Annotated in this window: 21 protein-coding genes and 3 tRNA genes; 14 read left to right on the forward strand and 10 right to left on the reverse strand. The window is 70.3% G+C overall.

Going from position 1 to position 21,123, the window contains the following annotated elements:
- Positions 1-19: 19 nt before the first annotated feature.
- The 6 genes from RTA_RS05490 (at position 20) to RTA_RS20925 (ending at position 1,265) form a co-directional block, all read left to right on the forward strand.
- Positions 20-95, forward strand: a tRNA-Ala gene (locus tag RTA_RS05490).
- Positions 96-125: 30 nt separating this feature from the next.
- A tRNA-Glu gene (locus tag RTA_RS05495) sits at positions 126-201 on the forward strand.
- A gap of 97 nt (positions 202-298) precedes the next feature.
- Positions 299-375 (forward strand) — tRNA-Asp (locus RTA_RS05500).
- A gap of 211 nt (positions 376-586) precedes the next feature.
- Positions 587-871: a hypothetical protein gene (locus RTA_RS05505; protein WP_013900390.1), complete on the forward strand. Its 285-nt coding sequence runs from the start codon at positions 587-589 to the stop codon at positions 869-871.
- 72 nt (positions 872-943) lie between these two features.
- Positions 944-1,099 (forward strand): hypothetical protein, encoded by a 156-nt coding sequence (locus RTA_RS20920; protein WP_013900391.1) that lies wholly within the window; start codon positions 944-946, stop codon positions 1,097-1,099.
- A 7-nt stretch (positions 1,100-1,106) separates the two neighbouring features.
- Complete coding sequence (locus tag RTA_RS20925) at positions 1,107-1,265, forward strand: hypothetical protein (RefSeq protein WP_158307819.1); 159 nt, start codon at positions 1,107-1,109, stop codon at positions 1,263-1,265.
- 17 nt (positions 1,266-1,282) lie between these two features.
- On the opposite strand, the gene RTA_RS05510 is transcribed toward RTA_RS20925, so the two are convergent.
- On the reverse strand, positions 1,283-2,044 hold the full coding sequence (locus RTA_RS05510) for a hypothetical protein (protein ID WP_013900392.1): 762 nt from the start codon (positions 2,042-2,044) through the stop codon (positions 1,283-1,285).
- A 96-nt stretch (positions 2,045-2,140) separates the two neighbouring features.
- Here RTA_RS05510 and RTA_RS05515 point away from each other — a divergent pair, with 96 nt between their 5' ends.
- From RTA_RS05515 to RTA_RS05550, 8 genes are all read left to right on the forward strand, one after another.
- Positions 2,141-2,449 carry a hypothetical protein gene (locus RTA_RS05515; protein WP_143762902.1) on the forward strand — a complete coding sequence of 103 codons (309 nt, stop codon included), beginning with the start codon at positions 2,141-2,143 and terminating at the stop codon, positions 2,447-2,449.
- Positions 2,450-2,975: 526 nt separating this feature from the next.
- On the forward strand, positions 2,976-3,728 hold the full coding sequence (epsA, locus tag RTA_RS05520) for an XrtB/PEP-CTERM-associated transcriptional regulator EpsA (protein ID WP_049871225.1): 753 nt from the start codon (positions 2,976-2,978) through the stop codon (positions 3,726-3,728).
- Positions 3,721-5,145 (forward strand): undecaprenyl-phosphate glucose phosphotransferase, encoded by a 1,425-nt coding sequence (locus tag RTA_RS05525; protein WP_013900395.1) that lies wholly within the window; start codon positions 3,721-3,723, stop codon positions 5,143-5,145. Before epsA ends, RTA_RS05525 begins: the two co-directional genes overlap by 8 nt.
- Before the next feature lie 127 nt (positions 5,146-5,272).
- Entirely contained in the window at positions 5,273-6,451 is a 1,179-nt protein-coding gene (gene epsL / locus RTA_RS05530; protein ID WP_013900396.1) for an XrtB/PEP-CTERM-associated polysaccharide biosynthesis outer membrane protein EpsL, read from the forward strand.
- Positions 6,452-6,510: 59 nt separating this feature from the next.
- A complete protein-coding gene (gene epsE / locus RTA_RS05535; RefSeq protein ID WP_013900397.1) occupies positions 6,511-7,362 on the forward strand; it encodes a polysaccharide export protein EpsE in 852 nt (283 codons plus the stop codon).
- Between the two features lie 10 nt (positions 7,363-7,372).
- Positions 7,373-8,776 (forward strand): chain length determinant protein EpsF, encoded by a 1,404-nt coding sequence (epsF, locus tag RTA_RS05540; RefSeq protein ID WP_013900398.1) that lies wholly within the window; start codon positions 7,373-7,375, stop codon positions 8,774-8,776.
- Between the two features lie 52 nt (positions 8,777-8,828).
- Positions 8,829-9,731 (forward strand): chain length determinant protein tyrosine kinase EpsG, encoded by a 903-nt coding sequence (epsG, locus tag RTA_RS05545; RefSeq protein ID WP_013900399.1) that lies wholly within the window; start codon positions 8,829-8,831, stop codon positions 9,729-9,731.
- On the forward strand, positions 9,728-10,525 hold the full coding sequence (locus RTA_RS05550) for a WecB/TagA/CpsF family glycosyltransferase (RefSeq protein WP_143762903.1): 798 nt from the start codon (positions 9,728-9,730) through the stop codon (positions 10,523-10,525). Before epsG ends, RTA_RS05550 begins: the two co-directional genes overlap by 4 nt.
- 51 nt (positions 10,526-10,576) lie before the next feature.
- Here the strand turns inward: RTA_RS05550 and RTA_RS05555 are convergent, their stop codons facing one another.
- The 9 genes from RTA_RS05555 to RTA_RS20930 are packed head-to-tail and all read right to left on the reverse strand — an operon-like array spanning position 10,577 to position 20,990.
- Entirely contained in the window at positions 10,577-11,623 is a 1,047-nt protein-coding gene (locus RTA_RS05555) for an NAD-dependent epimerase/dehydratase family protein (RefSeq protein ID WP_013900401.1), read from the reverse strand.
- A 58-nt stretch (positions 11,624-11,681) separates the two neighbouring features.
- Positions 11,682-13,367: an FAD-dependent oxidoreductase gene (locus RTA_RS05560; protein ID WP_013900402.1), complete on the reverse strand. Its 1,686-nt coding sequence runs from the start codon at positions 13,365-13,367 to the stop codon at positions 11,682-11,684.
- Positions 13,364-14,704, reverse strand: coding sequence for a glycosyltransferase family 4 protein (locus RTA_RS05565; protein WP_226986118.1), 1,341 nt, complete (start codon positions 14,702-14,704; stop codon positions 13,364-13,366). The genes RTA_RS05560 and RTA_RS05565 overlap by 4 nt, the downstream gene beginning before the upstream one ends.
- A gap of 39 nt (positions 14,705-14,743) precedes the next feature.
- Entirely contained in the window at positions 14,744-15,784 is a 1,041-nt protein-coding gene (locus RTA_RS05570) for a glycosyltransferase family 2 protein (RefSeq protein WP_226986119.1), read from the reverse strand.
- A gap of 8 nt (positions 15,785-15,792) precedes the next feature.
- The gene (locus RTA_RS05575) at positions 15,793-16,884 is read right to left on the reverse strand and encodes a glycosyltransferase (protein ID WP_013900405.1); all 1,092 of its coding nucleotides are present in this window, start codon (positions 16,882-16,884) and stop codon (positions 15,793-15,795) included.
- Entirely contained in the window at positions 16,881-17,843 is a 963-nt protein-coding gene (locus tag RTA_RS05580; RefSeq protein ID WP_013900406.1) for a glycosyltransferase family 2 protein, read from the reverse strand. The genes RTA_RS05575 and RTA_RS05580 overlap by 4 nt, the downstream gene beginning before the upstream one ends.
- Complete coding sequence (locus RTA_RS05585) at positions 17,840-19,195, reverse strand: O-antigen ligase family protein (protein WP_013900407.1); 1,356 nt, start codon at positions 19,193-19,195, stop codon at positions 17,840-17,842. The genes RTA_RS05580 and RTA_RS05585 overlap by 4 nt, the downstream gene beginning before the upstream one ends.
- The gene (locus tag RTA_RS05590; protein ID WP_013900408.1) at positions 19,192-20,685 is read right to left on the reverse strand and encodes an oligosaccharide flippase family protein; all 1,494 of its coding nucleotides are present in this window, start codon (positions 20,683-20,685) and stop codon (positions 19,192-19,194) included. The genes RTA_RS05585 and RTA_RS05590 overlap by 4 nt, the downstream gene beginning before the upstream one ends.
- Complete coding sequence (locus RTA_RS20930; protein WP_013900409.1) at positions 20,682-20,990, reverse strand: hypothetical protein; 309 nt, start codon at positions 20,988-20,990, stop codon at positions 20,682-20,684. Before RTA_RS20930 ends, RTA_RS05590 begins: the two co-directional genes overlap by 4 nt.
- Positions 20,991-21,123: the final 133 nt, after the last annotated feature.

Raw genomic sequence — 21,123 nt, forward strand, 5'->3', positions numbered from 1 at the left:
CAAGGCTCGACGCCAGACGGGGGGTATAGCTCAGCTGGGAGAGCGCTTGCATGGCATGCAAGAGGTCAGCGGTTCGATCCCGCTTACCTCCACCAAAGTGCGTCGGGACGGAGTTCCAAGGTTTTGACCCTATCGTCTAGAGGCCTAGGACATTACCCTTTCACGGTAAGTACCGGGGTTCGAATCCCCGTAGGGTCGCCAAGTTGACGCAAGTTGATTGGGCACACCGGCCGGCGCAAGCCGGCCGGTTTTTTCAAGCCGCAGCACTTGGCTCGCAAGAGCGGACGCTGCACGACGCGGAGTGGTAGTTCAGTTGGTTAGAATACCGGCCTGTCACGCCGGGGGTCGCGGGTTCGAGTCCCGTCCACTCCGCCACAGACACGAGGCGCTATGCAGGTTCCACCGCATGGCGCCTTTTCATTTCCGTTCCCGCTTTCTCCTTCGCCATGGTCGGGGCCGAGCCTGTGCCAGGCGATGGCGCCTCTGTTAGCTCCGCGCCACCTTTGTTTCACTTCGCCTACACACGCCGCGCAGGGCCCTGCCTAGCATGGGCCCATGACTTGCACAGGAGCAGCGGGAATTCGCCATGCGCTATAGCCGGTCCGAGTACGCGAAGATCGTGGCCGCGCAGCAGGAAGTGGCGCGTGCCGAGGCGGACTACCAGCGGTTCCGCGCCGCCTACCTGGAGATCGCCAAGAACGAGCCCGGTCACGAGGTCGCGCTCGCCATGATCGGCGCCGACATGGACCGGGCGCATGCCCATCTCCAGACCCTCATCGGCCTGCCCAAGCTTCCGTTCACCCACGAGCCCAGTACCGTGGTGCGCCGCGAAGCCCGCCGGACGACCGAGGAAAGCGAAGAAAGCAGCTGACGCGCCCAGGCGGCTTGCGACTACAGGGGCGGCCGCGGTGCCGGTGCGAGCATGGCCCGGAAAGGATGTTGAATGATCCCCTACGACATCGATCCGAGCCTCCACGCCGCCGAGCCCGCGCCCGAACGGCTGGACGACGGCTTCGCGCCACCTGCCGCTCAGGATGAGGGTGTCGCGCCCGAGCCAGCGCCGCCGCAGCTGGCGCTGGCGGCCAAAAGCGATTTCTGAGGCTGCCGTGTCCACCCATCCCGTCGAGCCCGAGCCGCTGCCGCCGGGGCCCGAGCCGGCCGCGCCCAATCCCACCCGCCTGCCGGTGGAGCCGGAGTTCGGTCCCATGGGCTCGCCCGCGGAACCGGAAGATCCCCGCCCTGGCGCCAAGCCGCCGCCGATGTGAGGCCGGCGGCGGCCCGCTCAGTGGCCGCCCTGGCACTCCTGGGTGATGGCCAGCAGCGGCTGCGTCTCCTCGTCCAGCCCCGCCACCGGCGTGGCCTTGGCCAGCGCCATCCACACGCCGAAAGGCAGCGCCGCGCGCTCCCGGCGAGGCGCCAGCCGGACCACCCGCAGCCGGCCCTGTTCCCACAGCATGACGCCGCACTCCGGCGGCACCTCGCCCGCGTCGCCGATCGGCCGGCCGCGGGCGTCGTGCCCCAGCACGTACCAGCACTGGCCCAGGTCGAGGTAGGCGCGGCGCTTGTCGATCCGGCCCAGGTCGGCCAGCAGGTCGGAGCGCCGCACCTTGATCTCGTGCACGACGGGCTCGACGTACTCGGCCACCGAGGTGTTGCGGATGGAGAACACGTCGGGCCGGGCCATGCACCAGCGCGTGCCGCCTTCGGCGGGCACCTGGGCCCGCAGGCCCAGGCCGCGCCAGGCGATGCGGCCGCAGCGCTGCATCTCCAGGGCGACCTCCTCCACCAGGGCCTCGTGCTGCGATCGCGAGGCCCGGTTGCCCTGGAGCATGGCGGCCACCAGGCGCATGCCGTCGTCCGTGACACGCAGCGATTCGTGCCCCGAGGCGGCCAGCACCCGCTGCAGCATGCCCGCGGCCAGCAGGTCGATCTCGATCGCGTCGTGGCACGGCCAGCCGGCCGAGCCGTAGATCTGGCGCAGCCGGCGCGCATGGGCCTTGCCCAGCGGCGGCTCGGACGAGGGGAGGGGCGCGGGAGGGCTCACGGCGGCGCAGTGTAAGGCGCAACCGTAGGCACCTTCCCACGCGGGTTATCGTGTTTGCCTGATCCGCAGGGTGGGGGCGGTCACCACAATGCGCGCATGACCGAAAGAGCGACCTTTGGCATCACTGCGTTGCGCTACGCGGGGGCCCATATCGTCGAAGCCATGATGGGACTGGTGGACGCCGCCCACGCCAGGTGGGACGTCCTGCCGGCCCCCACGCGGGTGAACGAGGTGGTGGACCACCTGGTCGAAGGCGACACCGTCATCACGCTCTTCCCCGACGAGGACGGCGGCTGGGCGCCGGGGCCGGAGGTCAAGGTCGACGTCCTGGCGGAGGGCGTCGAAACCCTGGCCCTGGCCGAGGAGTCGCCCGGCCGGCGGCTGCACGACCTGCCGCGCTTCTGAAAGCGGCGTTGCCGCCTCTGCCAGTGCAGCTTGCCATGGGGGCAGGAATTCCCCTGCCTTGACCGCCCCGTTGCTTGCTGCCCGGGCCGGTTTGGCATGGCCGGATTGCCGGGAAACCAGGCAGTCTCTGCAGTAGTGACGTCCTGTGCCTCATCGTCACATGCATTTACGCCAAGGACGTGCATTAAGGCTGAGGCACAAGCGGCATAGATGCCGACAACCGTGTCCGTCCGCAACCTACAAGCCCGTCGCGGGTCTGTGCCCCAACATCGCGCCTAGATTTGACTCGGCAGACAACAAGCGGAATGGGACTCCAAGCCATGGTTCAAAGAAGTTTTTCGAGGCGGGGGAAGGGCGCAGGCAGCGACGGCAGGCATGTAGATGCCATTCACGCCGCGTTGCACTTCGGTGAAGCCAGCAACATCGCTTCAACCGGCAGTAACGCAGTAACCGTATTTTTGTGTATCGCAGGAGCAGGGGCATGAGCGCGGCAGTAACCACTCTTCAGGCCGACCCGGCCCAATTCATGCAACTCGCGGCTCAGGGCGCCAGCCTTTCCAGCCATGCCGACCTGTGGCAATGGCTGCAGGGCGGCGTGCAGAAGCTGCTGCCGCACGATGTCCTGCTGGTGTGCTGGGGCGACTTCCGTTCGCGCAATCTGCGGTTCGACCTGGTGTCCAGCCTGCCGGGCTTGCGCACCAGCGAGTGCCAGGCTTCCATGGTCGCGCCGCTGGCCAGCTACCTGCGCGACTGCTGGGTTGCCGCGCAGAACCTGCCCTGCCAGGTAGACGTGGCCGGGTGCGCCGATCTGCTGGGCGATTCCGGCACCGGCTGGCCGGCCGGTCACCCGATCGCCGGCATGCAGTCGGCGCTGGTCCACGGCATGCAGGAGGCCGGCGACGGCACCGAGCGCATCTTCGCCATGCTCAGCCGACGGCCGCGCTACGACGCGGCGGCGGCCTCCATGCTGCGGCTGCTGGTGCCTTTCGTCGACCTGTCGCTGCGCTGCATGCCGCCCGTGCCGGCCCGGCCGGTGCACGGCGAACGCGCCTCCCTGTCGGGCGAGAAGCTGACATTGCCGGTGGCGTCGCTGAGCGAGCGCGAACGGCAGATCATGGCCTGGGTCGCCATGGGCAAGACCAATCCCGAGATCGGCTGCATCCTGCGGATCAGCGAGTTCACGGTGAAGAACCACATGAAGAGCATCTTCAGCAAGCTGGACGTGACCAACCGGGCCCAGGCCGTGGCCAAGCTGACGCGGATGGCGACCCATGCGTGAAGCCGAGTCCTTCCCGGGCCTGGGCAGCATCGCCGAGTTGAGGCGAGGCGCGACGGCGGCCAACGAGAGCCGCCTGCTGCTGGCCGTGGAGGCCGTGCTCGAGCCGCTGCTGGCGGTGCTGTCGCTGTGGCTGCTGGTGTGGCTGTTCCAGGGTGCGCTCACGCCGGTCTGGCTGGTCACCTCGGTGCTGGCCTTCGCGCTGGCCTACCCGGGCCGCCCGCAGTTGCGCGCGCCGGCGCACAAGGTGGTCGCCAACACCCTGCTGGGCTGGAGCTGGATCGCCGCGCTGTTGCTGGCGACCGGGCTGGCGACCGGGCACCTGGGCGAGCTGCCCCGGCCGGTGATCATGAACTGGCTGTGGTTCGCGCCGGCTTCCCAGCTGCTGGGCCACTGGGCGCTGCGCAAGGCGGCCCCGCACCTGGTCCGCCTGCAAGGCCCGCCGCTGCGCGCCGTGGTGGTCGGCCTGAACGAGCAGGGCGCCTCGCTGGCCGACCGGCTGACCTCCTCGGCGTACGCCGGCATCGAGCTGGTCGGCTACTTCGACGACCGGGGCGACGGCCGCCACCATCGCAGCGGGCGCTACAAGCTGCTGGGCCGCCTGACCGACGTGGCGGCCTTCGTCAAGACGCACCGCGTCCAGCTGATCTACCTGTCGCTGCCGATGGCTTCGCAGCCGCGCATCAAGGAACTGCTGGATGCGCTGAAGGACACCACGGCTTCGGTGTACTTCGTGCCCGACATGTTCGTGACCGACCTGATCCAGGGCCGCACCGACTCGGTCTGCGGCATGCCGGTGATCTCGGTGTGCGAGACCCCGTTCCGCGGGCACGCCGGCCTGATGAAGCGCGCCAGCGACATCGTGCTGTCGGCGCTGATCCTGCTGCTGCTGTCGCCGCTGCTGCTGGCGATCGCCGCTGCCGTCAAGCTCGGCTCGCCCGGCCCGGTGATCTTCCGTCAGCGCCGCTACGGCCTGGACGGCCAGGAGATCGTGGTCTACAAGTTCCGCTCCATGACCGTCACCGAGGACGGCAGCAGCATCCAGCAGGCGCGCCGCAACGACCAGCGTGTCACGCGGCTGGGCGCCTTCTTGCGCCGTACCTCCATGGATGAGCTGCCTCAGTTCATCAACGTGCTGCAGGGGCGCATGAGCATCGTCGGGCCGCGGCCGCACGCGGTGGCCCACAACGAGTTCTACCGCTCGCTGATCAAGAGCTACATGATTCGCCATAAGGTCAAACCCGGCATTACCGGCTGGGCCCAGGTGAACGGCTACAGGGGCGAGACCGACTCGCTCGAGAAGATGGAAGGGCGCGTCCGCTATGACCTGGACTACCTGCGCAACTGGTCTATCCGGCTGGACTTGTACATAATTTTCCGGACCGTGCGATTGGTCTTCAGGGACAGCGCGGCCTACTAGCGGGGCGGTAGTCCAAATGAGCCATTGCTGGAGCGTATGTGCATCGCCCACCATCGAAAACCGGATACGTCTGCTCCGCGCATTCGCAAGGAGAGCGCCGGATGCGTATCCCAGACAAGGAAAAAAAGTGAAGAAACTGCCTAAGCAATCCCTCATCGGCCTGGCCGCGCTGTGCGTGCTGCCGGCTGCCGTCCAAGCACAGTTGCAGTACCAGGAGCCCTATGCGGGCGACACGCTGCAGTTCCGGGCGCTGGCCGGCCTGCAGCACGACTCCAACGTGCTGCGCACGCGCGACGGCGAGTCGGACCAGGTTGGGGTGCTGGGCGCCGGCATCAGGTTCGACAAGCAGATCAGCCTGCAGCGCATCACCATCGATGCCGAGGCCAATGCCTACCGCCACCGGGATTTCTCGGAGCTGAACTACGAGACCCTGAACTACAACGCCGCCTGGAACTTCTCGCTGACCCCGCGCCTGCGCGGCACGGTGTCGGCCGACCGGCGCCAGTTCCGCGATGTCGTGGACGCGCTGGGCGGCGGCAGCGCCGTCGACCTGCGCACCGAGCGCACCGAGCAGGTGCAGGGCCTGTACGAGATCGGCGGCGGCTGGCGCGCGGTGGGCGGGCTGCTGCAGACGCGCAGCAGGAGCGACGAGCCGCGTGCCTTCGAGTCCAGCCCCACGGTGCGCAGCGCGCGCGTCGGCGGCGGCTACGAGTTCGGCTCCGGCGCCTCGGTGTACGTGCGCTACCGCTACGGCACGGGCGAGTACGACAACGTGGTGGTCGGCCAGGACTTCAAGGAGACCGAGCCCGACATCGTCGTGCGCTGGCCCGTCACGGCCAAGACCACGGTGGACGCGCGCGTGGGCTACCTGCGGCGCGAGCACGACGACGGCGGGGGATTCCGCGACTTCAGCGGCGGCGTCTTCAACGCCAACGCGTACTGGGACATCACCGCCAAGACCCGCCTGACGGGCGGCTTCGCGCGCGAGATCGGCAGCTACGAGTTCATCGGCGGCGGCAATGTGCGCACCAACCGCCTGTACGTCGGGCCGATGTGGATGCCCACCGAGCTGGTCACCGTCAGCCTGCGCTACGAGCGCGAGGAGCGGGACTGGAACGTCGGCCCCGCCTCGCCGGACGCCGCCCGCAGCGACACGACGCACTACAGCTCGGCCATGGTGGAGTGGACGCCGCGGCGCTTCCTGACGCTCCAGGCGTCGCTGCGCGCCGAGCGCCGCAACTCCAGCATCGCCTTCTTCGATTACGACGCCACCATCGTCGGCGTCGGCGCCAAGCTCACCTTCTGAAAAAGGAGATGAGCTCGCCATGACCGGTTAGCTTCATTGTCAATCCAGGGAGATTTGCCATGTCCAACACACTACGCCTCTTGCTGTCAGTCGCCGTCGCGCTGTGGGCCGCGCTCGCGTCGGCCCAGGGCGCACGGGCACAGTCCGCACCGTCCGCGCCGTCCGCCGCCGCGGCGTCGGTCGGGCCCGAGTACAAGCTGGGCCCGGGCGATTCGATCCGGGTCCAGGTATTCCAGAACCCGGACCTGACGGTGGAGGCGCGTGTGTCGGAGAACGGCACCATCAGCTACCCCCTGGTGGGCAACATGCGGCTGGGCGGGCTGTCGATCGGCGAGGCCGAGAAGCGCATCGCCTCCGCCCTGCAGCAGGGCGGCTACCTCAAGCAGCCCCAGGTCAACATCAACCTGCTCCAGGTGCGCGGCAACCAGGTCGCCGTGCTCGGGCAGGTCCAGAAACCCGGCCGTTTCCCGCTGGAGACGGCCAACGTGCGGGCCAGCGAGATGCTGGCCGCCGCCGGCGGCGTGACGCCCGACGGCGATGACACCCTGGTGGTGACCGGCACGCGCGCCGGCAAGCCGTTCCGCAAGGTCATCGACATCCCGCAGCTGTTCTCCAACGCCCGGCCGGAAGACGACATCCAGCTGACCGGCGGCGACACGCTGTACGTGGCCAAGGCCCCGGTGTTCTACATCTACGGCGAGGCCCAGAAGCCCGGCCCGTACAAGGTCGAGCGCAACATGACCGTGATGCAGGCCCTGGCGGCCGGCGGCGGCCCGACCCCGCGCGGCAGCCAGAACCGCCTGCACCTGCATCGTGCCGGCCCCAACGGACAGGTGGTGCAGACCGTGCCCAAGCTGACCGACCCGATCCAGCCGAACGACGTGCTGTTCGTTCGCGAGAGCCTGTTCTGAGGCGGATGCCATGAGTATTCAACAATTCTTTTCCATCCTGCGCGCCCGCTGGCCGGTCGCCGGCCTGATCCTGCTGGCCACCATCGGCGCCGCCCTGGCCTGGGTGCTGCTGCGCCCCACCCACTACACGGCGCGCGCGCCGGTGCTGGTCGACGTGCAGTCCGAGAACGTCGGCGGCGGCTACTCGCCGAGCCTGATCGCCAGCTACATGGCGACCCAGATCGACATCGCCAAGAGCGACCGCGTCGCCGAGCGTGTCATGGAGATCCTCAAGGACGACCTGCCGGCCTCGACCTCGCCGCTGCGGCGCACCAGCGCCGCCGCCGATCCGCAGGCCGAGCGTCGCGAGCGCATGAAGACGATCCAGGAGAACCTGGAGGTCAAGCCGGCCCGTGAGAGCAACATCATCAACATCTCCTACACCGCCAACACCGCCGCCGATGCCGCCAAGGTCGCCAACGCCTTCGCCCGGGCCTACGTGGATGTCGCGCTGGACATCAAGACCGCACCGCACAAGGCCGACGCCTCCTGGTTCGACGAGCAGGTCAAGGCCGCGCGCGCCAAGCTCGAGCAGGCGCAGATGAAGCTGTCCGAGTTCCAGCAGCGCCAGGGGATCGTCGGCGCCAACGAGACGGCGCAGGTCGATTTCGAAACCTCCCGGCTCAATGAGCTGTCCAACCAGCTGGCCCTGGTGCAGGCCCAGACCACGGACGCGCAGAGCAAGCGCGGCGCCGCCGGTGACACCGTCGCCGAGGCCATGGCGAGCCCGCTGGTCCTCAGCCTGCGCACCGACATCGCCCGCCTGGAAGGCAAGCTGCAGGACAGCTCGGCCAGCCTGGGCCCGCAGCACCCCACCATGCAGCGCATGCAGGCCGAGCTGGCTGCCCTGCGCAGCCGGCTGGGGCAGGAGACCTCGCGCATCTCGAGCTCGATCAGCACCAGCTACGAAACCGGCCGCGCCCGCGAGCGCGAGCTGCAGGCCGCGGTGGCCGCCCAGAAGGCGCGGGTGCTGGCCGTCAACAAGGACCGGGGCCAGCTCGGCCTGCTGAACAAGGACGTCGAGGCCGCGCAGCGCAACTTCGAGGCCATCACCAACAACGCTTCCAAGTCGCGGCTGCAGGCGCTGACCACCCAGACCAACCTGATGCTGCTGGCGTCCGCCGTCGAGCCTCTGGAGCCCAGCGGCCCGAGCGCCAAGCAGGCCCTGATCGTCGCCACGCTCGCCGGCCTGCTGCTGGCCGTCGCCGGCGCGCTGATGATGGAACTGGCCAACCGCCGCGTGCGCTCCATCGACGACATCACCATGGCCACCCAGCTGCCGGTGCTGGCCAGCCTGCCGGCCTCGACGCCCGCGTTCGCCGCCCTGCCGGCCTCGCGCCGCCGCCTGGCGCTGTCCAACGGGGGTACAGCATGAGCGCCGCCGCTTCCAAGCCGAATACCGCAGTGTGCAAGACGGAGATTTCACTATGAACAGCCGTGTCCTCGCGATGCCCCGCGAGTCCGAGTACAGCGTGGGCCTGCCGCGGCAGGCGGCGCTGCCGATCGGCGCGCTGCTGGTCGACAGCGGCCGGCTCTCGTTCGACGATGCCGAGCGCATCCACGACTACCAGCAGAAGACCGGCCAGCTGTACGGCGAGGCCGGGGTCGAGATGGGCCTGATCAGTCCGCAGGACGTGCGGCTGGCGCTGTCGCTGCAGTTCGGCCACATCGCGCTGCCGCGCGACGCCGGCCTGTCCAGCGAGCTGGTCGCCGCCTGGCAGCCGGAGAGCGCGGCCGTCGAGCACCTGCGCTCGCTGCGCAGCCAGCTGATGCTGCGCTGGTTCGAGAACGACGCCCGCCATGCGGCGCTGGCGGTGGTCAGCCCCGGCAAGGCCGAGGGCCGCAGCTACATCACCGCCAACCTGGCGGTGCTGTTCTCGCAGCTGGGCAAGCGCACGCTGGTGATCGACGCCGATCTGCGCAGCCCGCGCCAGCACCGCATCTTCGGCGTGCCGGGGCGGGTCGGCCTGTCGGGCATCCTGGCCGGGCGCGTGGGCGCCGACGCGGTGGTCGACATCAAGGCCGTGCCCGGCCTGTCGGTGCTGCCCGCCGGCACCACCCCGCCCAACCCGCAGGAGCTGCTGGCGCGCAGCGGTTTCTCCAAGCTGCTGTCCTCGCTGCGCTCCACCTACGACGTGATCCTGGTGGATACGCCCGCGGCCGCCGATTGCGCCGACGCGAGCACGGTGGCGGCGCGCGCCGGCGCGGCGCTGATCGTGGCCTGCCGCGACAGCAGCTCGGTGCCGCGCATCGCCGACCTGACCGACGAGCTGCGCCAGTTCGGCGTGACCGTGGTCGGGGCGGTTCTCAACGGCGCAGGCAAGGCATGATGGGACGCGCCGCCCGGCCGGCCCCCTGGGAGCCCCGGTGGAAGCAGCTGGTGCGCGCCGTGGTCCGGGTCCATTCCGGCCGTGGCGAGCAGCAGCTGCTGGACTGGCTGACCCGGGTGGAGGAGCCGACGGTGCTGGCCTTCGTCAACGCGCACGCGATGAACTCGGCGGCGGTGTCCGACCGGTTCTTCCGGGCCATCATGTCGGCCAATGTGGTGCTGCGCGACGGCATCGGCATGGCCATCCTCATGGGCCTGCTGAACCAGCGCCCCGGGCTGAACCTGAACGGGACGGACCTGATCCCCAAGATCCTCCAGCGCTACCGGGGCAGCGGGATCGCGCTGTTCGGCACCCAGGAGCCCTGGCTCTCGGCCGCCCGCGACACGGTGCTGGCCCGGCTGGCGCCGGACAGCCGCATCGTGCTGGCGCACGGCTTCCACGAGACCACGGTCTACGTGCGGGTGGCCGCCGCGCACCGGCCGCGCCTGATCGTGCTGGGCATGGGCATGCCCAAGCAGGAGGAGGTGGCGCAGGTGCTGCGCGCCGCGCTGGGCTTTCCCTGCCTCATCATCTGTGGCGGCGCCATCATCGATTTCCTGGGCAACAAGACTTCGCGCGCGCCGGCCTGGATGCGCCGCACCGGCCTGGAGTGGGCCTACCGCCTGGCGCTGGAGCCGCGGCGCCTGTTCCAGCGCTACGTCATCGGCAACCCGCTGTTCGTGGCCCGGGCCCTCAACCTGGCCGCCCACCTGCTCCGCCAGGAAGGCAAGACCGTCTGCCGGAGCGCTGCCTGAAAGGCGGGTAAGGGGACAGCCGGATGCCTCCGGCTGTTGTGTTCCCCCGTATCAGAAGCCGACCCGGCCGTGGCGGCGCGGGCCGGAGCGATCGCCGCCCAGCAGCACCGGCCGCCGGCGCAGCGGCAGGCTGTCGTCGGTCAGCAGCCAGGCCATGGACTGGCGCAGGCCGGTGGCATAAGGCGTCCAGCGCAGGCCCAGCACCTGCTCGGCCGCGGTGGCGTCCAGCTTTTGCTGGCGCTGCCACAGCCCCAGCAGTCCCGGTGTCAGCGGATCGGGCAGGGCCGCGACCGGCCGGCCGAGGCGGCCCAGCACGCGCCGTATGACATGCAGCGGCGGGCCCGCCAGGTACGCGTCGGCGCGCATCTGCTGACGGCGCATCCGCCGCATGGGCTCCGCGCCGATGGCGAGGGCCACGTCGGCGAAGTAGTCGTTCCAGCGCGGGCTGTCCGGCCCCGCCAGGTTCAGCGTGCGCACCTGCCCCGCCGGCACCGGCTTGCGCAGCGCGGCCACCACCGCCGAGCACACGTCGTCCACGTGGACCAGGTTGGACCAGCCGTCGCCGTCCTCGCCCAGGTCACCCAGGCGCCCGGCCGCCAGCCAGCGGGCGATGCGGCCGACCCACAGATGGCTGCCGGGCCCCCAGACGCAGCCGGGCCGCAGCACGGTGGCGCTGCCGCCCGCCGCGGCCACGGTGGCGATGTGGCGTTCCGAATCGCACTTGGCCCGTGCGTACCAGCCCTGCGCCGCCCCGGCGGCGGCCTGTTCGGCCAGCAGGCCTTCCCGGTCGCCGTACACGGCCATGCTGCTGAAATGCACCAGCCGCGGGAAGTCGGCCGCCACCACGGCGCGGGCCAGCACGGCGGCGCCTTCGGCGATGGCCGCGGCACTGCCGGCCACGCAGTTGACCACGGCGTCGGCTTCCTGCAGCGCGCGCGTCAGGGCCGGCTCGTCGCGCGTGTCCAGCCGCAGATGGCCGGGCACGGACAGCGGGGCGCGGGAGGACGCGCTGATGGGGATGGCCCAGCCCGTGGCCTGCAGCATCTGGCACAGCCGCGAGCCGATGTAGCCGGAGCCGCCAAGCACCAGAACTTTCATTGGAAAACCTCCGCCCTGCGGGCTGCGGTGCCATGAGCCTTTGGAACGGCCGGGCGGCTCATGCCACCACCTCCAGCGCCGGCGCGGTGGCCGGTTTGAGGCGCTGCGCCAGATGGTCGGCCAGCCGCAGGGACAGCGCGATGATGGTCAGCGTGGGATTGGCTTGGCTCGAGGTCGGGAAGGCCGCGCTGCCCGCCACGTACAGGCCGCTCACCGCATGCAGCTTGCAGTCGCGGTCCACCACGCTGGTGCGCGGGTCCGGGCCCATGCGGGCGGTGCCGATGTGGTGGCCGCCATAGGCGCCATAGCGCAGCAGGTCCTCTTCCAGCGTGGCGCGCTGGTAGCTGAAGCGGCCGGCGCCGCTGCGCGCCAGCTCGGCAGCCATCAGGTCCAGCGTCTGCGCCACCGAGTCGATGTCGTCGCGGCTGTAGCGCCAGTCGACGCGGATGCGCCGCATGCCCAGCGGGTCGGTGCGGTCGCACAGCTGCACCCGGCTGGTGGCCAGCGGCTGCTGCTCGCTCTGCACCTCCAGGCTGAAGCGGTTGATGCGGTTGCGCAGGATCACCGAGGGGAACTTGCGCTGGGCCAGCGTGCGGCGGCTGACCCAGTGCGCCAGGAAGGCCGCCGTGTCCAGCGGGTCGGAAGCGACGTTGAAGAGGTGGCGCGCGTAGTCGGCCAGCGTCGGCGGCTTGCGGTCCGCCAGGCGCTTGCCGTACTCGTAACTGATCATCTTGCGCGCCAGGAACAGGCCGGACAGCACGCCGCTGCCGTGCGACGGGTCGGTGATCTTGGGGAAGTGCAGCCGCGCCACCGCATTGAGCAGCTGGTGCTGGCGCTGGCGCGCCGGCGCGATCGACAGCCGGCGGCGGCAGTACACGCCGTCAGGCGCCACCTCGTAGCCGTGGCGCACGTCCGACGGCGGACCATTCACCGTGAGGGTGCCGACGTTGCCCGCGATGTGGCACTGGTAGTAGCGCCCGACCACGTCGAACTGGTTGCCCACGCCGGCGGGCGTCACGTCGTTGGAGCACAGCAGCAGGCGCGCGGTCTCCAACCCGCCGGTGGCCAGCACGCTGGCGCGCGCGCGCACGCCGAAGCGGTTGCCCTCCAGCGTGGCGATGTCCAGCGCGCGCACCGCCGATCCGTCGGCCTGCAGCCGGATGCCGGTGCACACGGCGCCGCGCAGCACGCGGATGTCCGGCGCCAGCTGCAGCCGGCGCGCGTAGCGCTTGCCGAAATGCGTGGGACAGGAGAAGCGCTCCAGCCCGGTGGTGCGCACGATGTCGCTGGTGAAGCCCGCGATCATGGGCGGCGAGAACGGGAAAGCCTCGCGCGCGTCGTAGGCGTAGCGGCCGGCCTCGGCCAGGTTGTTGGCCGCCACGTAGTAGGGCACCAGTTCCTCGTAGGCGACGGGCCAGCCGCTGTGCGGCACCCAGGACCGCTCCTCGAAATCGATGGGGTCGTAGGGCATGCAGCGCCCGCCCCACAGCGAGGTGGATCCGCCCAGGCCTCGCAGGCGATAACGGTGCGTCGGGCTGTGCATCTGCTCGTCGGCCACCTCGCCTTCGTACAGCGCCTGCGCCGGCGCGTCCTGCGAATGCTTGCCGGCCTCCAGCAGCACGATGGACAGGCCCTTGCCCGACAATGCCAGCGCCAGCGAAATGCCGGCGGCGCCGCCGCCGACCACGCAGACGTCGGCTTCCAGCACCGTGCCGGCGGGGACCTGGTTCGCGTCTTCGATCATGGCTGCCGCTCCTGCGCAGCCCGGGGCTGCGCCGCGCCGCCGCACAGGCCGAAGTGGCGCCTGTGCACGCTGGCGATGCTGGCGAAGAAGCGCGACATCGAGAAGCGTTGCTCGTACAGCGCGCGCCCGTTGCGTTCCAGCCGCTCGCGCAGCTGCGTGTCACGCAGCACGTCGGCCAGCCCCTGCGCGATCGCCGGCGCGTCGCCGGGCTTGACGAAGCGCGCGTTCAGGCCGTCGCTCAGCACGTGCGGGATCTCGCCCACCGGCGTGCAGACCACGGCCACGCCGTGGGCCAGGGCCTCCAGGATGGCCAGGGGCAGGCCCTCGTCGTAGGAGGGCAGCACCAGCACGTCGGCCTGGGCCAGCAGGGCGGCCACCTGGTCCTGGTCGGCCCAGCCCTCGAAGCGCACGCGCTCGCCCAGGCCCAGGCGGTCGGCCATGGAGCGGTAACCGGCCACGTCGCCGCCGCCGGCGAAGGTGGCCACCAGCGGCACGTCGGCCAGCGCCGGCTGGGCCAGGGCGCGCAGCAGGTCCGACACGCCCTTGCGCTCGGACAGGTTGCCCACGAACAGCACGCGCTGCACCGCCTGGGGGGTGCGCCGAGCCGCGCGCGGCTCGGGAACGCCGTTGATCACGATCTCCACCCGCTGCGGCGGCACCTTCAGCTCGTTCATCACGAACTCGGCCGAGGTCTTGCCCAGCACCACCACGCTGTCCGGCAGCGAGAACGCCCAGCGCACCAGCGCCTGCGCCGGGGCCGGGAAGGCGCGATAGCTGTGGTGCAGCTGCGCGGCGTGCAGGTGCAGCACCGACGGCAGGCCCAGGGCCTTGCAGGCCACCAGCACCGAGCTCTTGCGGAACAGGCTCAGGCGCTCGGCCATGTTCACGTGCACGCCGGCCAGCTGGCCGCTGGCACGCCCGCGCACCAGTTTGACCAGCGCGGACAGCAGCACCAGCAGCGAACGCGCGGGGCTGCCGCTGCCGCGCGTGTCCAGCGGCCGCAGCCGCGGGTTGTCGCCGGGCAGGCGGGCCTGCGACTGGATCAGGTAGTCCGCCACCTTGAACATGCCCCCGCCGATCGGCGTCCAGGGACAGGCGATGTAGATGAAGCGACGGGCGCCGGCTGCGGTGGCCGTCGGTGCCGGAGTGGACACGGGCACCTCAGGCATCGCCCCAGGAGGGTGCGGCGCCAGCGGCGACATGTCGGCCACCGACGGGCCGCCCGCCTGGGCCGGCTGCCCTTGGCGCAGCAAGCCTCGCACCAGGCCGGCGGTGTTGAAGCACCAGGAATACGCCGCATGGAAGCCGCGTTGCATCGAACGTTTGCGCACCGTCATCACCTTGGTATTTTGATTTCCTAAGCATTCATTCGTCCATCACACCGGTTCCTGCGCGAAGCTGTCGGCGCTGCGCACGCGCCAGCTCTGCCACTTGGCGGCCCAGCTTCCGGGCATGAAGAGGGCCATCAGCGCGGTCAGCTGCCAACGCACGCTCCAGGAGCAATAGCGCGCCTCGATCAGCCGCTGCAATGCGCGCTTGCGGTCGCCCGCGGCCAGCGCCTCGCGCGCCAGCGTGATGTGGTACTGCGCCACGAACCACAGCGCAGAGTCGTGGTAGCGCGAGGGGATGGTCCCGTCCAGTGCCTGCTCGCGCATGCGCAGCACGAACGGCGGCGGCACCTGTCTGCACCCGAAAGACGACAGGCTGCCCGGAACGGATGCGCGCACCGTGGCGTAGCAGCCGTTGACCACGGCCACCGGCGCCTGGTCGCCCAGGCGGAACCACATGTCCAAGTCCTCGCCGTAGGACTCGCCCTCGACGAACCAGGTGGTCATCTGCATCAGCCGGGCCTTGCGCACCGCCACGCTGCTGCTGCACAGGGGCGTGTTCTTCATCCAGCGCAGCCGCAGGTCCTCGACCAGCTCGACCTCGCAGAACGGCTCCGGAACCGCCCAGGGCTCCAGCGGCAGGCCGGTGGGCTCGTACACCGTGCGATGGCGCGTGGCCAGCACGTCCGCCTCCGGGCAGGCGGCATGGGCGCGCGCCAGCGCGGCCAGGAACTCCGGGTGGTAGGCGTCGTCGGCATCCAGGAAGGCGACCCAGTCGCCGGTGGCCATGGCGATGCCGCGGTTGCGCGTGGCCGAGACACCGGCATTGTCCTGGCGCACGATGCGCACCCGCGGGTCCGTCACGTGGGCCAGCGCGTCGGCGCCGCCGTCGGTGGAGCCGTCGTCGATCACGATCACCTCGTGCGGCGGCAAGGTCTGCGCCAAGACCGACTGGACGCCGCTTTGCACGAAGCGGGCCTTGTTGTAGAGGGGGATGACGACGGAGAACCTCATGGACAGGCGGCAATCCTCGGCCGCGGCTGCCTGGGCAGCCGTCGGCACCTCGCCGTACAGCGGTGTTTCAGGCATTTTTCCGGTCACGAAGCGGAAAGGGAAGAACCGGCCGCGCCGATGGAGGCGTTCCTCGCCGCCACCTGGCCGGGTTCCTGCAGGACGCGGCTGGCGATGGGCGCGCGAGCATCCCGGCGCGGTCGGAACAGGCCACGCAGCAGGCCGACGGCATTGAAGCACCATGACACCACGGAGTACAGCCCTCGCTCCATGGAGCGCTTGCGCAACGCCATCGCCAGCAACGGCAGCAGCAGCAGCGCGGCGAACAGCGCGGCGCCCACGCTTTCCGGAATCGGCCACAGGCCCGCGGTCAGCAGCAGGGCCCACCACACCCACACGGCCGTGTACAGCCGCAGCTCGCGCTGGTCGCGCAGCACCAGCCGCATCTGGGGTTTGCCGATCGCGCTGCGCACCAGTTCGCCCAGCCCGCAGATGTAGCCCGAGTTCCAGCGCCGCTTCAGCAGCTGGTACGGCGGGGTTTCGTGGCCGTAGTGCGTGGCCGAGTCGACCGGCAGGCGCCACAGCTTCCAGCCCCGCGAGCGCAGCCGGATCCCCAGTTCGAACTCCTCGTAGCTGTGCAGGTTGCGGTCGGAAAAGTAACCGGCCTCCAGGATGGCGCGGCGGCGGTACAGGCCGCCGCTGTCCAGCCGGTCGACCTGGCCGGGCATGTGGTGCGGCTCCTGCACCTGGCGCAGGGCCCGCTCGCGGAACTCCAGGTTCTCGAGGTTGAGCTCGCGGATGTGGCCGCCCACGCCCGCCACCTCGGGATGCTGCGCCAGGAAGGTCAGCCCGTGCTCGAGGAAGCTGGGTACCAGCTTCATGTCGCCATCCAGGATGTAGACGTACTCCCCCAGCGAATGCTGGAAGCCCAGCTGCGGTCCGATGCCGCAGCAGCGCTCCTGCGCATCGGCCAGCTGTACGATGCGGATCGGGTAGCGCGAGGCCAGTTCCACCGTGCGGTCGGTCGAGCAGGAGTCGGCCAGCACCACCTCGCCGCCATACGGCTCCACCGCCTGGAGCGCGCTCTCGATGCAGCCGCAGATGTTGGCCTCCTCGTTCAGCGTCTTGATGACCACCGAAACAAGACAGGAGCTGCTGGTCATGGATGACTGATTCATTGCACCGGCTCCTGGGCGAACACCTCGGCGCTGCGCAGGCGCCAGCGCTGCCACCGGTCGGCCACGCCCACCGGCATGAACAGCGCCATCGCCAGCGTCATCTGCCAGCGGCGGTTGAGCAGGCCACGGGGCGCCGCCATGAGCAGCCAGTGCAGGGCGCGCAGGCGCTGGCCCATGGACAGCGCCTCGCGCGCCAGCGAGACCTGATGCTGCGCCACGAACCACAGCGCGGATGCGCGGTGCCGCGCCGGGATGCTGCCGTCCAGCGCCTGCTGGTGCATGCGCACCAGGAAGGGCGGCATGGTGTTGGGCCGGATGGACGAGAGGCTGCCGGGCACCGCGCTGCGCACCGTGGCGAACGGGCCGTTGACCACGGCCACCGGCGCCTGGTCGCCCAGGCGGAACCACATGTCCAGGTCCTCGCCGTAGGACTCGCCTTCGACGAACCAGGTGGTCATCTGCATCAGCCGGGCCTTGCGCACCGCCACGCTGCTGCTGCACAGGGGCGAGTTCTTCATCCAGCGCAGCCGCAGGTCCTCGACCAGCTCGACCTTGCAAAACGGGGTCGGCCAGGGCTCCAGCGGCAGGCCGGTGGGCTCGTACACCGTGCGGTAGCGCGTGGCCAGCACGTCGGCCTCCGGGCAAGCGGCATGGGCGCGCGCCAGCGCGGCCAGGAACTCCGGGTGGTAGGCGTCATCGGCATCCAGGAAGGCGACCCAGTCGCCGGTGGCCATGGCGATGCCGCGGTTGCGCGTGGCCGAGACACCGGCATTGTCCTGGCGCACGATGCGCACCCGCGGGTCCGTCACGTGGGCCAGCGCGTCGGCGCCGCCGTCGGTGGAGCCGTCGTCGATCACGATCACCTCGTGCGGCGCCAGGCTCTGGGTCAGGGCGGAATGGACGGCGCCGGCGACGAAGCGCGACTTGTTGTACAGAGGGATGACGATCGAGAATTTCATGAGGCGACTCCGTAGCGCATGGTCCTGCCTGCCGGCGCGGCGCGCCGCTCGGCGCTCGCAGCCGAGGCCAGCGTGACCAGCAGCAGCAGATGGTTGAACAGTTCGGTGCCGTAGCCGATCAGCCTCAGCGGCACTTCGGCGATCGACTGCAGGGCGATCGCCACCCACAACACCAGGCTCAGGCCACCGGTAGCACGGGCATAGCGCAGCGACAGCACCAGCAGCACGCTCGCGTAGATGACCAGTGCGCCGGCGCCCACGCTGCCCGAGCGCGCGAGGTCGTCCATGAACTGGTTGTGCGCATGGGTGGCCTGGGGCATGCCGATGCTGGCGCGGTACACGTTGTCCCAGATGGTCAGGCCATAGCCGAACATCGGGTTGTTGCGCCACTCTTCCAGCGCGGCCTCCCAGATGCGGTCGCGTCCGGTCATGGACATCAGCTCGGCGCCTTCGCGGCTGCCGAGGAAGTCATCCAGCTGCCCCGAGGCGTTGCCCACGAGGATCCAGGTGCCCGCGGCCAGCACCACGGCGATGACGCCCAGGCAGACCAGCACGCCCAGGCCGCCGCCGCGGCGCGGATCGCTCATGCGCTGCCAGAAGCCGCCGCCCTGGCGCACCGCCAGCATGCAGGACGCGCACACCAGGAACGCCAGCCAAGCGGTCTTGGACTGTGCCAGGAACAGCACACCCAGCCCGAGCGCCCAGGCGCAGCGGTTGAGCCAGCGCCGCTGGAACGGCCGGCACCACAGCAGCAGCAGCGCGATCTGGGCCAGCATTCCCTGGGTCACCGGATGCGGCGTGAGGCCGCCGAAACGGGGCAGGCCGGGGATGAGTCCCTGCGAGTAGCCGACGTCCAGCACCAGGCGGATGTTGATGGGGATGAACAGCACACCGGCCAGCATCAGCACGAACAGCGCATTGCGCGCGCCGTCGAGGATGCGGTCACGCTCCTGAATGCCCACCAGGCAGGCGGCCGTGCCGATGGCCAGGCTGTAGATCAGGTCGTGGCTGATGGCGGGATGCGTTCCGAACACGGCCGGGATGCCGACCGTACCCAGCCAGTACAGCAGGAAGGACAGCAGCAGGATCACCGAGGGGGTGCGGCGGCCCAGCGAGAAGTGGTTGGCGATCTGCTCGGCCGACGCCAGCAGCAGCAGCAGCGAGATGCCGCGCTGCACCCAGGCGATCACCGTGGGGCGGGTCGGCTCGGCCACGGACTCCAGCTGGACATACAGCTGGGTCAGGTCGCGCCCGGATGCCAAGATGCTGACCGCGACGAAGAAAATGATGGCCTGGAAGACCAGGGGCAGCAGCCCCGACGAGGGCTTGTGTGCGGCCGGCTTCTTCATCATGGCTGTCCCTCCGGCTGGGGCGGCACCGGGCGCATGAAGGGCAGCACGCGGGCCAATGCGCCGCGGGCATGGCTGCCCAGCAGCTGCGGCACGCCCAGCAGCACCAGCAGGCCGGCCGCCAGGGCCGCCGCGCTGCCGGCCGACAGCGACGCCGCCGGCAGGGTGTGCGGGGCCACAGCCCATTGCCCGGCCCACACTGCGCCGGCGCACAGGAGGCTCAGCAGCAGGCCGCGGGCGGCGAACGGCAGCAGTTGCACCCAGCGCAGGTCCAGGGCGCGCAGGCCGGCCGCGACGATCATGACGGCGCGGGCCACGATGACGACGGCCGAGACGGCGGCGGCCGAGCGCAGGCCGCCCGGCGTCAGCAGCCACCAGGCCGGCAGCGCCAGGGCCAGCAACGGAAGCTGAAGCAGGGCCTCGTAGTGCCGGCGACCGGTGTTCCACAGCACCGGCGTGGACAGGCCCCAGCAGGCCCAGGCGGGCAGGCACAGGAACATCAGGGCGAGCACCCAGGCCGACTCGGCCCAGGCCGGGCCGTACAGCATCTGCACCAAGTCGGACGCCAGCAGGGCCAGCACCACCGCCACCGGCGTGACCAGCACCAGCACGCAGGCCAGCACCATCAGCCAGGCCTGGGCCAGCCGCTGCGGTTCGCCGCTCATCTTCGCGCCCGAGGACAGGAAGGCCGGCTGCACGGCGCTGACCAGCAGCGTGTTGGGAATGGTCGACAGGTTGTAGGCCAGGGTGTACAGGCCCACCGCCTGGGCGTTGAGCACGCGGCCGATGATCACGCGGTCGATGTTGCCCAGCAGCCAGTTGACGATGTTGGTGACGAAGACGGTCTTGCCCGTGCCCAGCGCATCCGCGCCGCCGGCATGCCGCAGCAGCGGCCGCATCGGATGGCGTCGCACCCACAGGCCGCCGGCCAGCGTCACTGCCGCCTGCACCACGCAGGCCACGGCCAGCGCGTCGGCGCCCCAGCCGGCCAGTGCCAGCGGCACGCCCACCGCCAGGTAGCCGGCGGCGTAGGCGAGCAGCTGCACCAGCCCGATGGCGCGGAAGTTCAGCTCGCGCTGCAGCAGGCACTGCGCCGTCGCGCTCATGGCCGTCAGCAGGCAGGCCAGCGACAGCCACTGCATCATGGTCTCGACGCGCGGGTCGTCGAAGAAGACGGCCAGGGCCGGGGCCGCCAGCAGCATGGCCAGCGCCGTGACCGCGCCGGCCAGGGTCTGCCAAGTGAAGGCGAAGCGGATGTCATTGTCATCGACACGCGGCTGCAGCATCAGGCTGTAGCTGAAGCCGTTGCCGGCCAGGAAGGTGGCGAAGGTGAGCATCGCGATGCCGATGCCATACACGCCGTAGTTGCCCGGGCCCAGCATGCGGGCCAGTGCCACCTGCGCGACCAGCTGCAGGCCGAAGCGGACCAGCGTGGTGAGGGCGCTCCACTTGAGCGCCCGCTCGGCCAGGTTGGAGAGTGGAGTTGCCGTCATCGGTTCCCTGCGCCGTGGCGCCGCAGGGCGATGCCGGACATCAGCGCGAGCGCCACCCACAGCAGCGCGGGGTCGTTGCGCTCCTCCTGCGCAGCGGCGGTTTCGCGCTGCACCGGCGCGACTTCGCGCTGGACGGCAGCGGTGCGCAGCACGGCGGGTTCGCGCACCACCGCGGTGGACGTCTTGATCAGGTCCGCGCCGCCGCGCAGCGGACCGGCCGCGGCAGGCGTGGACGCGGCGGCGCACTGAGCCGCTGCCAACGGGGCGAAAATACAAAGCACCATCGCGAGAATGGGGGCCTTCATAAGGAATGGGTCCTGGCAGTGAGTCCAAGGGAAATTCTGGGCCAGGGCTCAGCGCGCACACGTCGGAAAAGTCCTTCATGCGATGGCTCTTTCAGGCTATGCGGTCGGGCTCGCAGGGCGTGTCTGGCCACAA

It is taken from the genome of Ramlibacter tataouinensis TTB310, assembly GCF_000215705.1.
Lineage (GTDB): Bacteria > Pseudomonadota > Gammaproteobacteria > Burkholderiales > Burkholderiaceae_C > Ramlibacter > Ramlibacter tataouinensis.

What these genes read in the sequence shown, in the direction of transcription:
- RTA_RS05505 (WP_013900390.1), top strand. Translation starts at nt 587, where the DNA reads ATGCGCTATAGCCGGTCCGAGTACGCGAAGATCGTGGCCGCGCAGCAG.
- RTA_RS20920 (WP_013900391.1), top strand. Translation starts at nt 944, where the DNA reads ATGATCCCCTACGACATCGATCCGAGCCTCCACGCCGCCGAGCCCGCG.
- RTA_RS05515 (WP_143762902.1), top strand. Translation starts at nt 2,141, where the DNA reads ATGACCGAAAGAGCGACCTTTGGCATCACTGCGTTGCGCTACGCGGGG.
- epsA (WP_049871225.1), top strand. Translation starts at nt 2,976, where the DNA reads ATGCAACTCGCGGCTCAGGGCGCCAGCCTTTCCAGCCATGCCGACCTG.
- RTA_RS05525 (WP_013900395.1), top strand. Translation starts at nt 3,721, where the DNA reads ATGCGTGAAGCCGAGTCCTTCCCGGGCCTGGGCAGCATCGCCGAGTTG.
- epsE (WP_013900397.1), top strand. Translation starts at nt 6,511, where the DNA reads ATGTCCAACACACTACGCCTCTTGCTGTCAGTCGCCGTCGCGCTGTGG.
- epsF (WP_013900398.1), top strand. Translation starts at nt 7,373, where the DNA reads ATGAGTATTCAACAATTCTTTTCCATCCTGCGCGCCCGCTGGCCGGTC.
- epsG (WP_013900399.1), top strand. Translation starts at nt 8,829, where the DNA reads ATGAACAGCCGTGTCCTCGCGATGCCCCGCGAGTCCGAGTACAGCGTG.
- RTA_RS05550 (WP_143762903.1), top strand. Translation starts at nt 9,728, where the DNA reads ATGATGGGACGCGCCGCCCGGCCGGCCCCCTGGGAGCCCCGGTGGAAG.
- RTA_RS05555 (WP_013900401.1), bottom strand. Translation starts at nt 11,623, where the DNA reads ATGAAAGTTCTGGTGCTTGGCGGCTCCGGCTACATCGGCTCGCGGCTG.
- RTA_RS05560 (WP_013900402.1), bottom strand. Translation starts at nt 13,367, where the DNA reads ATGATCGAAGACGCGAACCAGGTCCCCGCCGGCACGGTGCTGGAAGCC.
- RTA_RS05565 (WP_226986118.1), bottom strand. Translation starts at nt 14,704, where the DNA reads ATGACGGTGCGCAAACGTTCGATGCAACGCGGCTTCCATGCGGCGTAT.
- RTA_RS05570 (WP_226986119.1), bottom strand. Translation starts at nt 15,784, where the DNA reads ATGCCTGAAACACCGCTGTACGGCGAGGTGCCGACGGCTGCCCAGGCA.
- RTA_RS05575 (WP_013900405.1), bottom strand. Translation starts at nt 16,884, where the DNA reads ATGAATCAGTCATCCATGACCAGCAGCTCCTGTCTTGTTTCGGTGGTC.
- RTA_RS05580 (WP_013900406.1), bottom strand. Translation starts at nt 17,843, where the DNA reads ATGAAATTCTCGATCGTCATCCCTCTGTACAACAAGTCGCGCTTCGTC.
- RTA_RS05585 (WP_013900407.1), bottom strand. Translation starts at nt 19,195, where the DNA reads ATGATGAAGAAGCCGGCCGCACACAAGCCCTCGTCGGGGCTGCTGCCC.
- RTA_RS05590 (WP_013900408.1), bottom strand. Translation starts at nt 20,685, where the DNA reads ATGACGGCAACTCCACTCTCCAACCTGGCCGAGCGGGCGCTCAAGTGG.
- RTA_RS20930 (WP_013900409.1), bottom strand. Translation starts at nt 20,990, where the DNA reads ATGAAGGCCCCCATTCTCGCGATGGTGCTTTGTATTTTCGCCCCGTTG.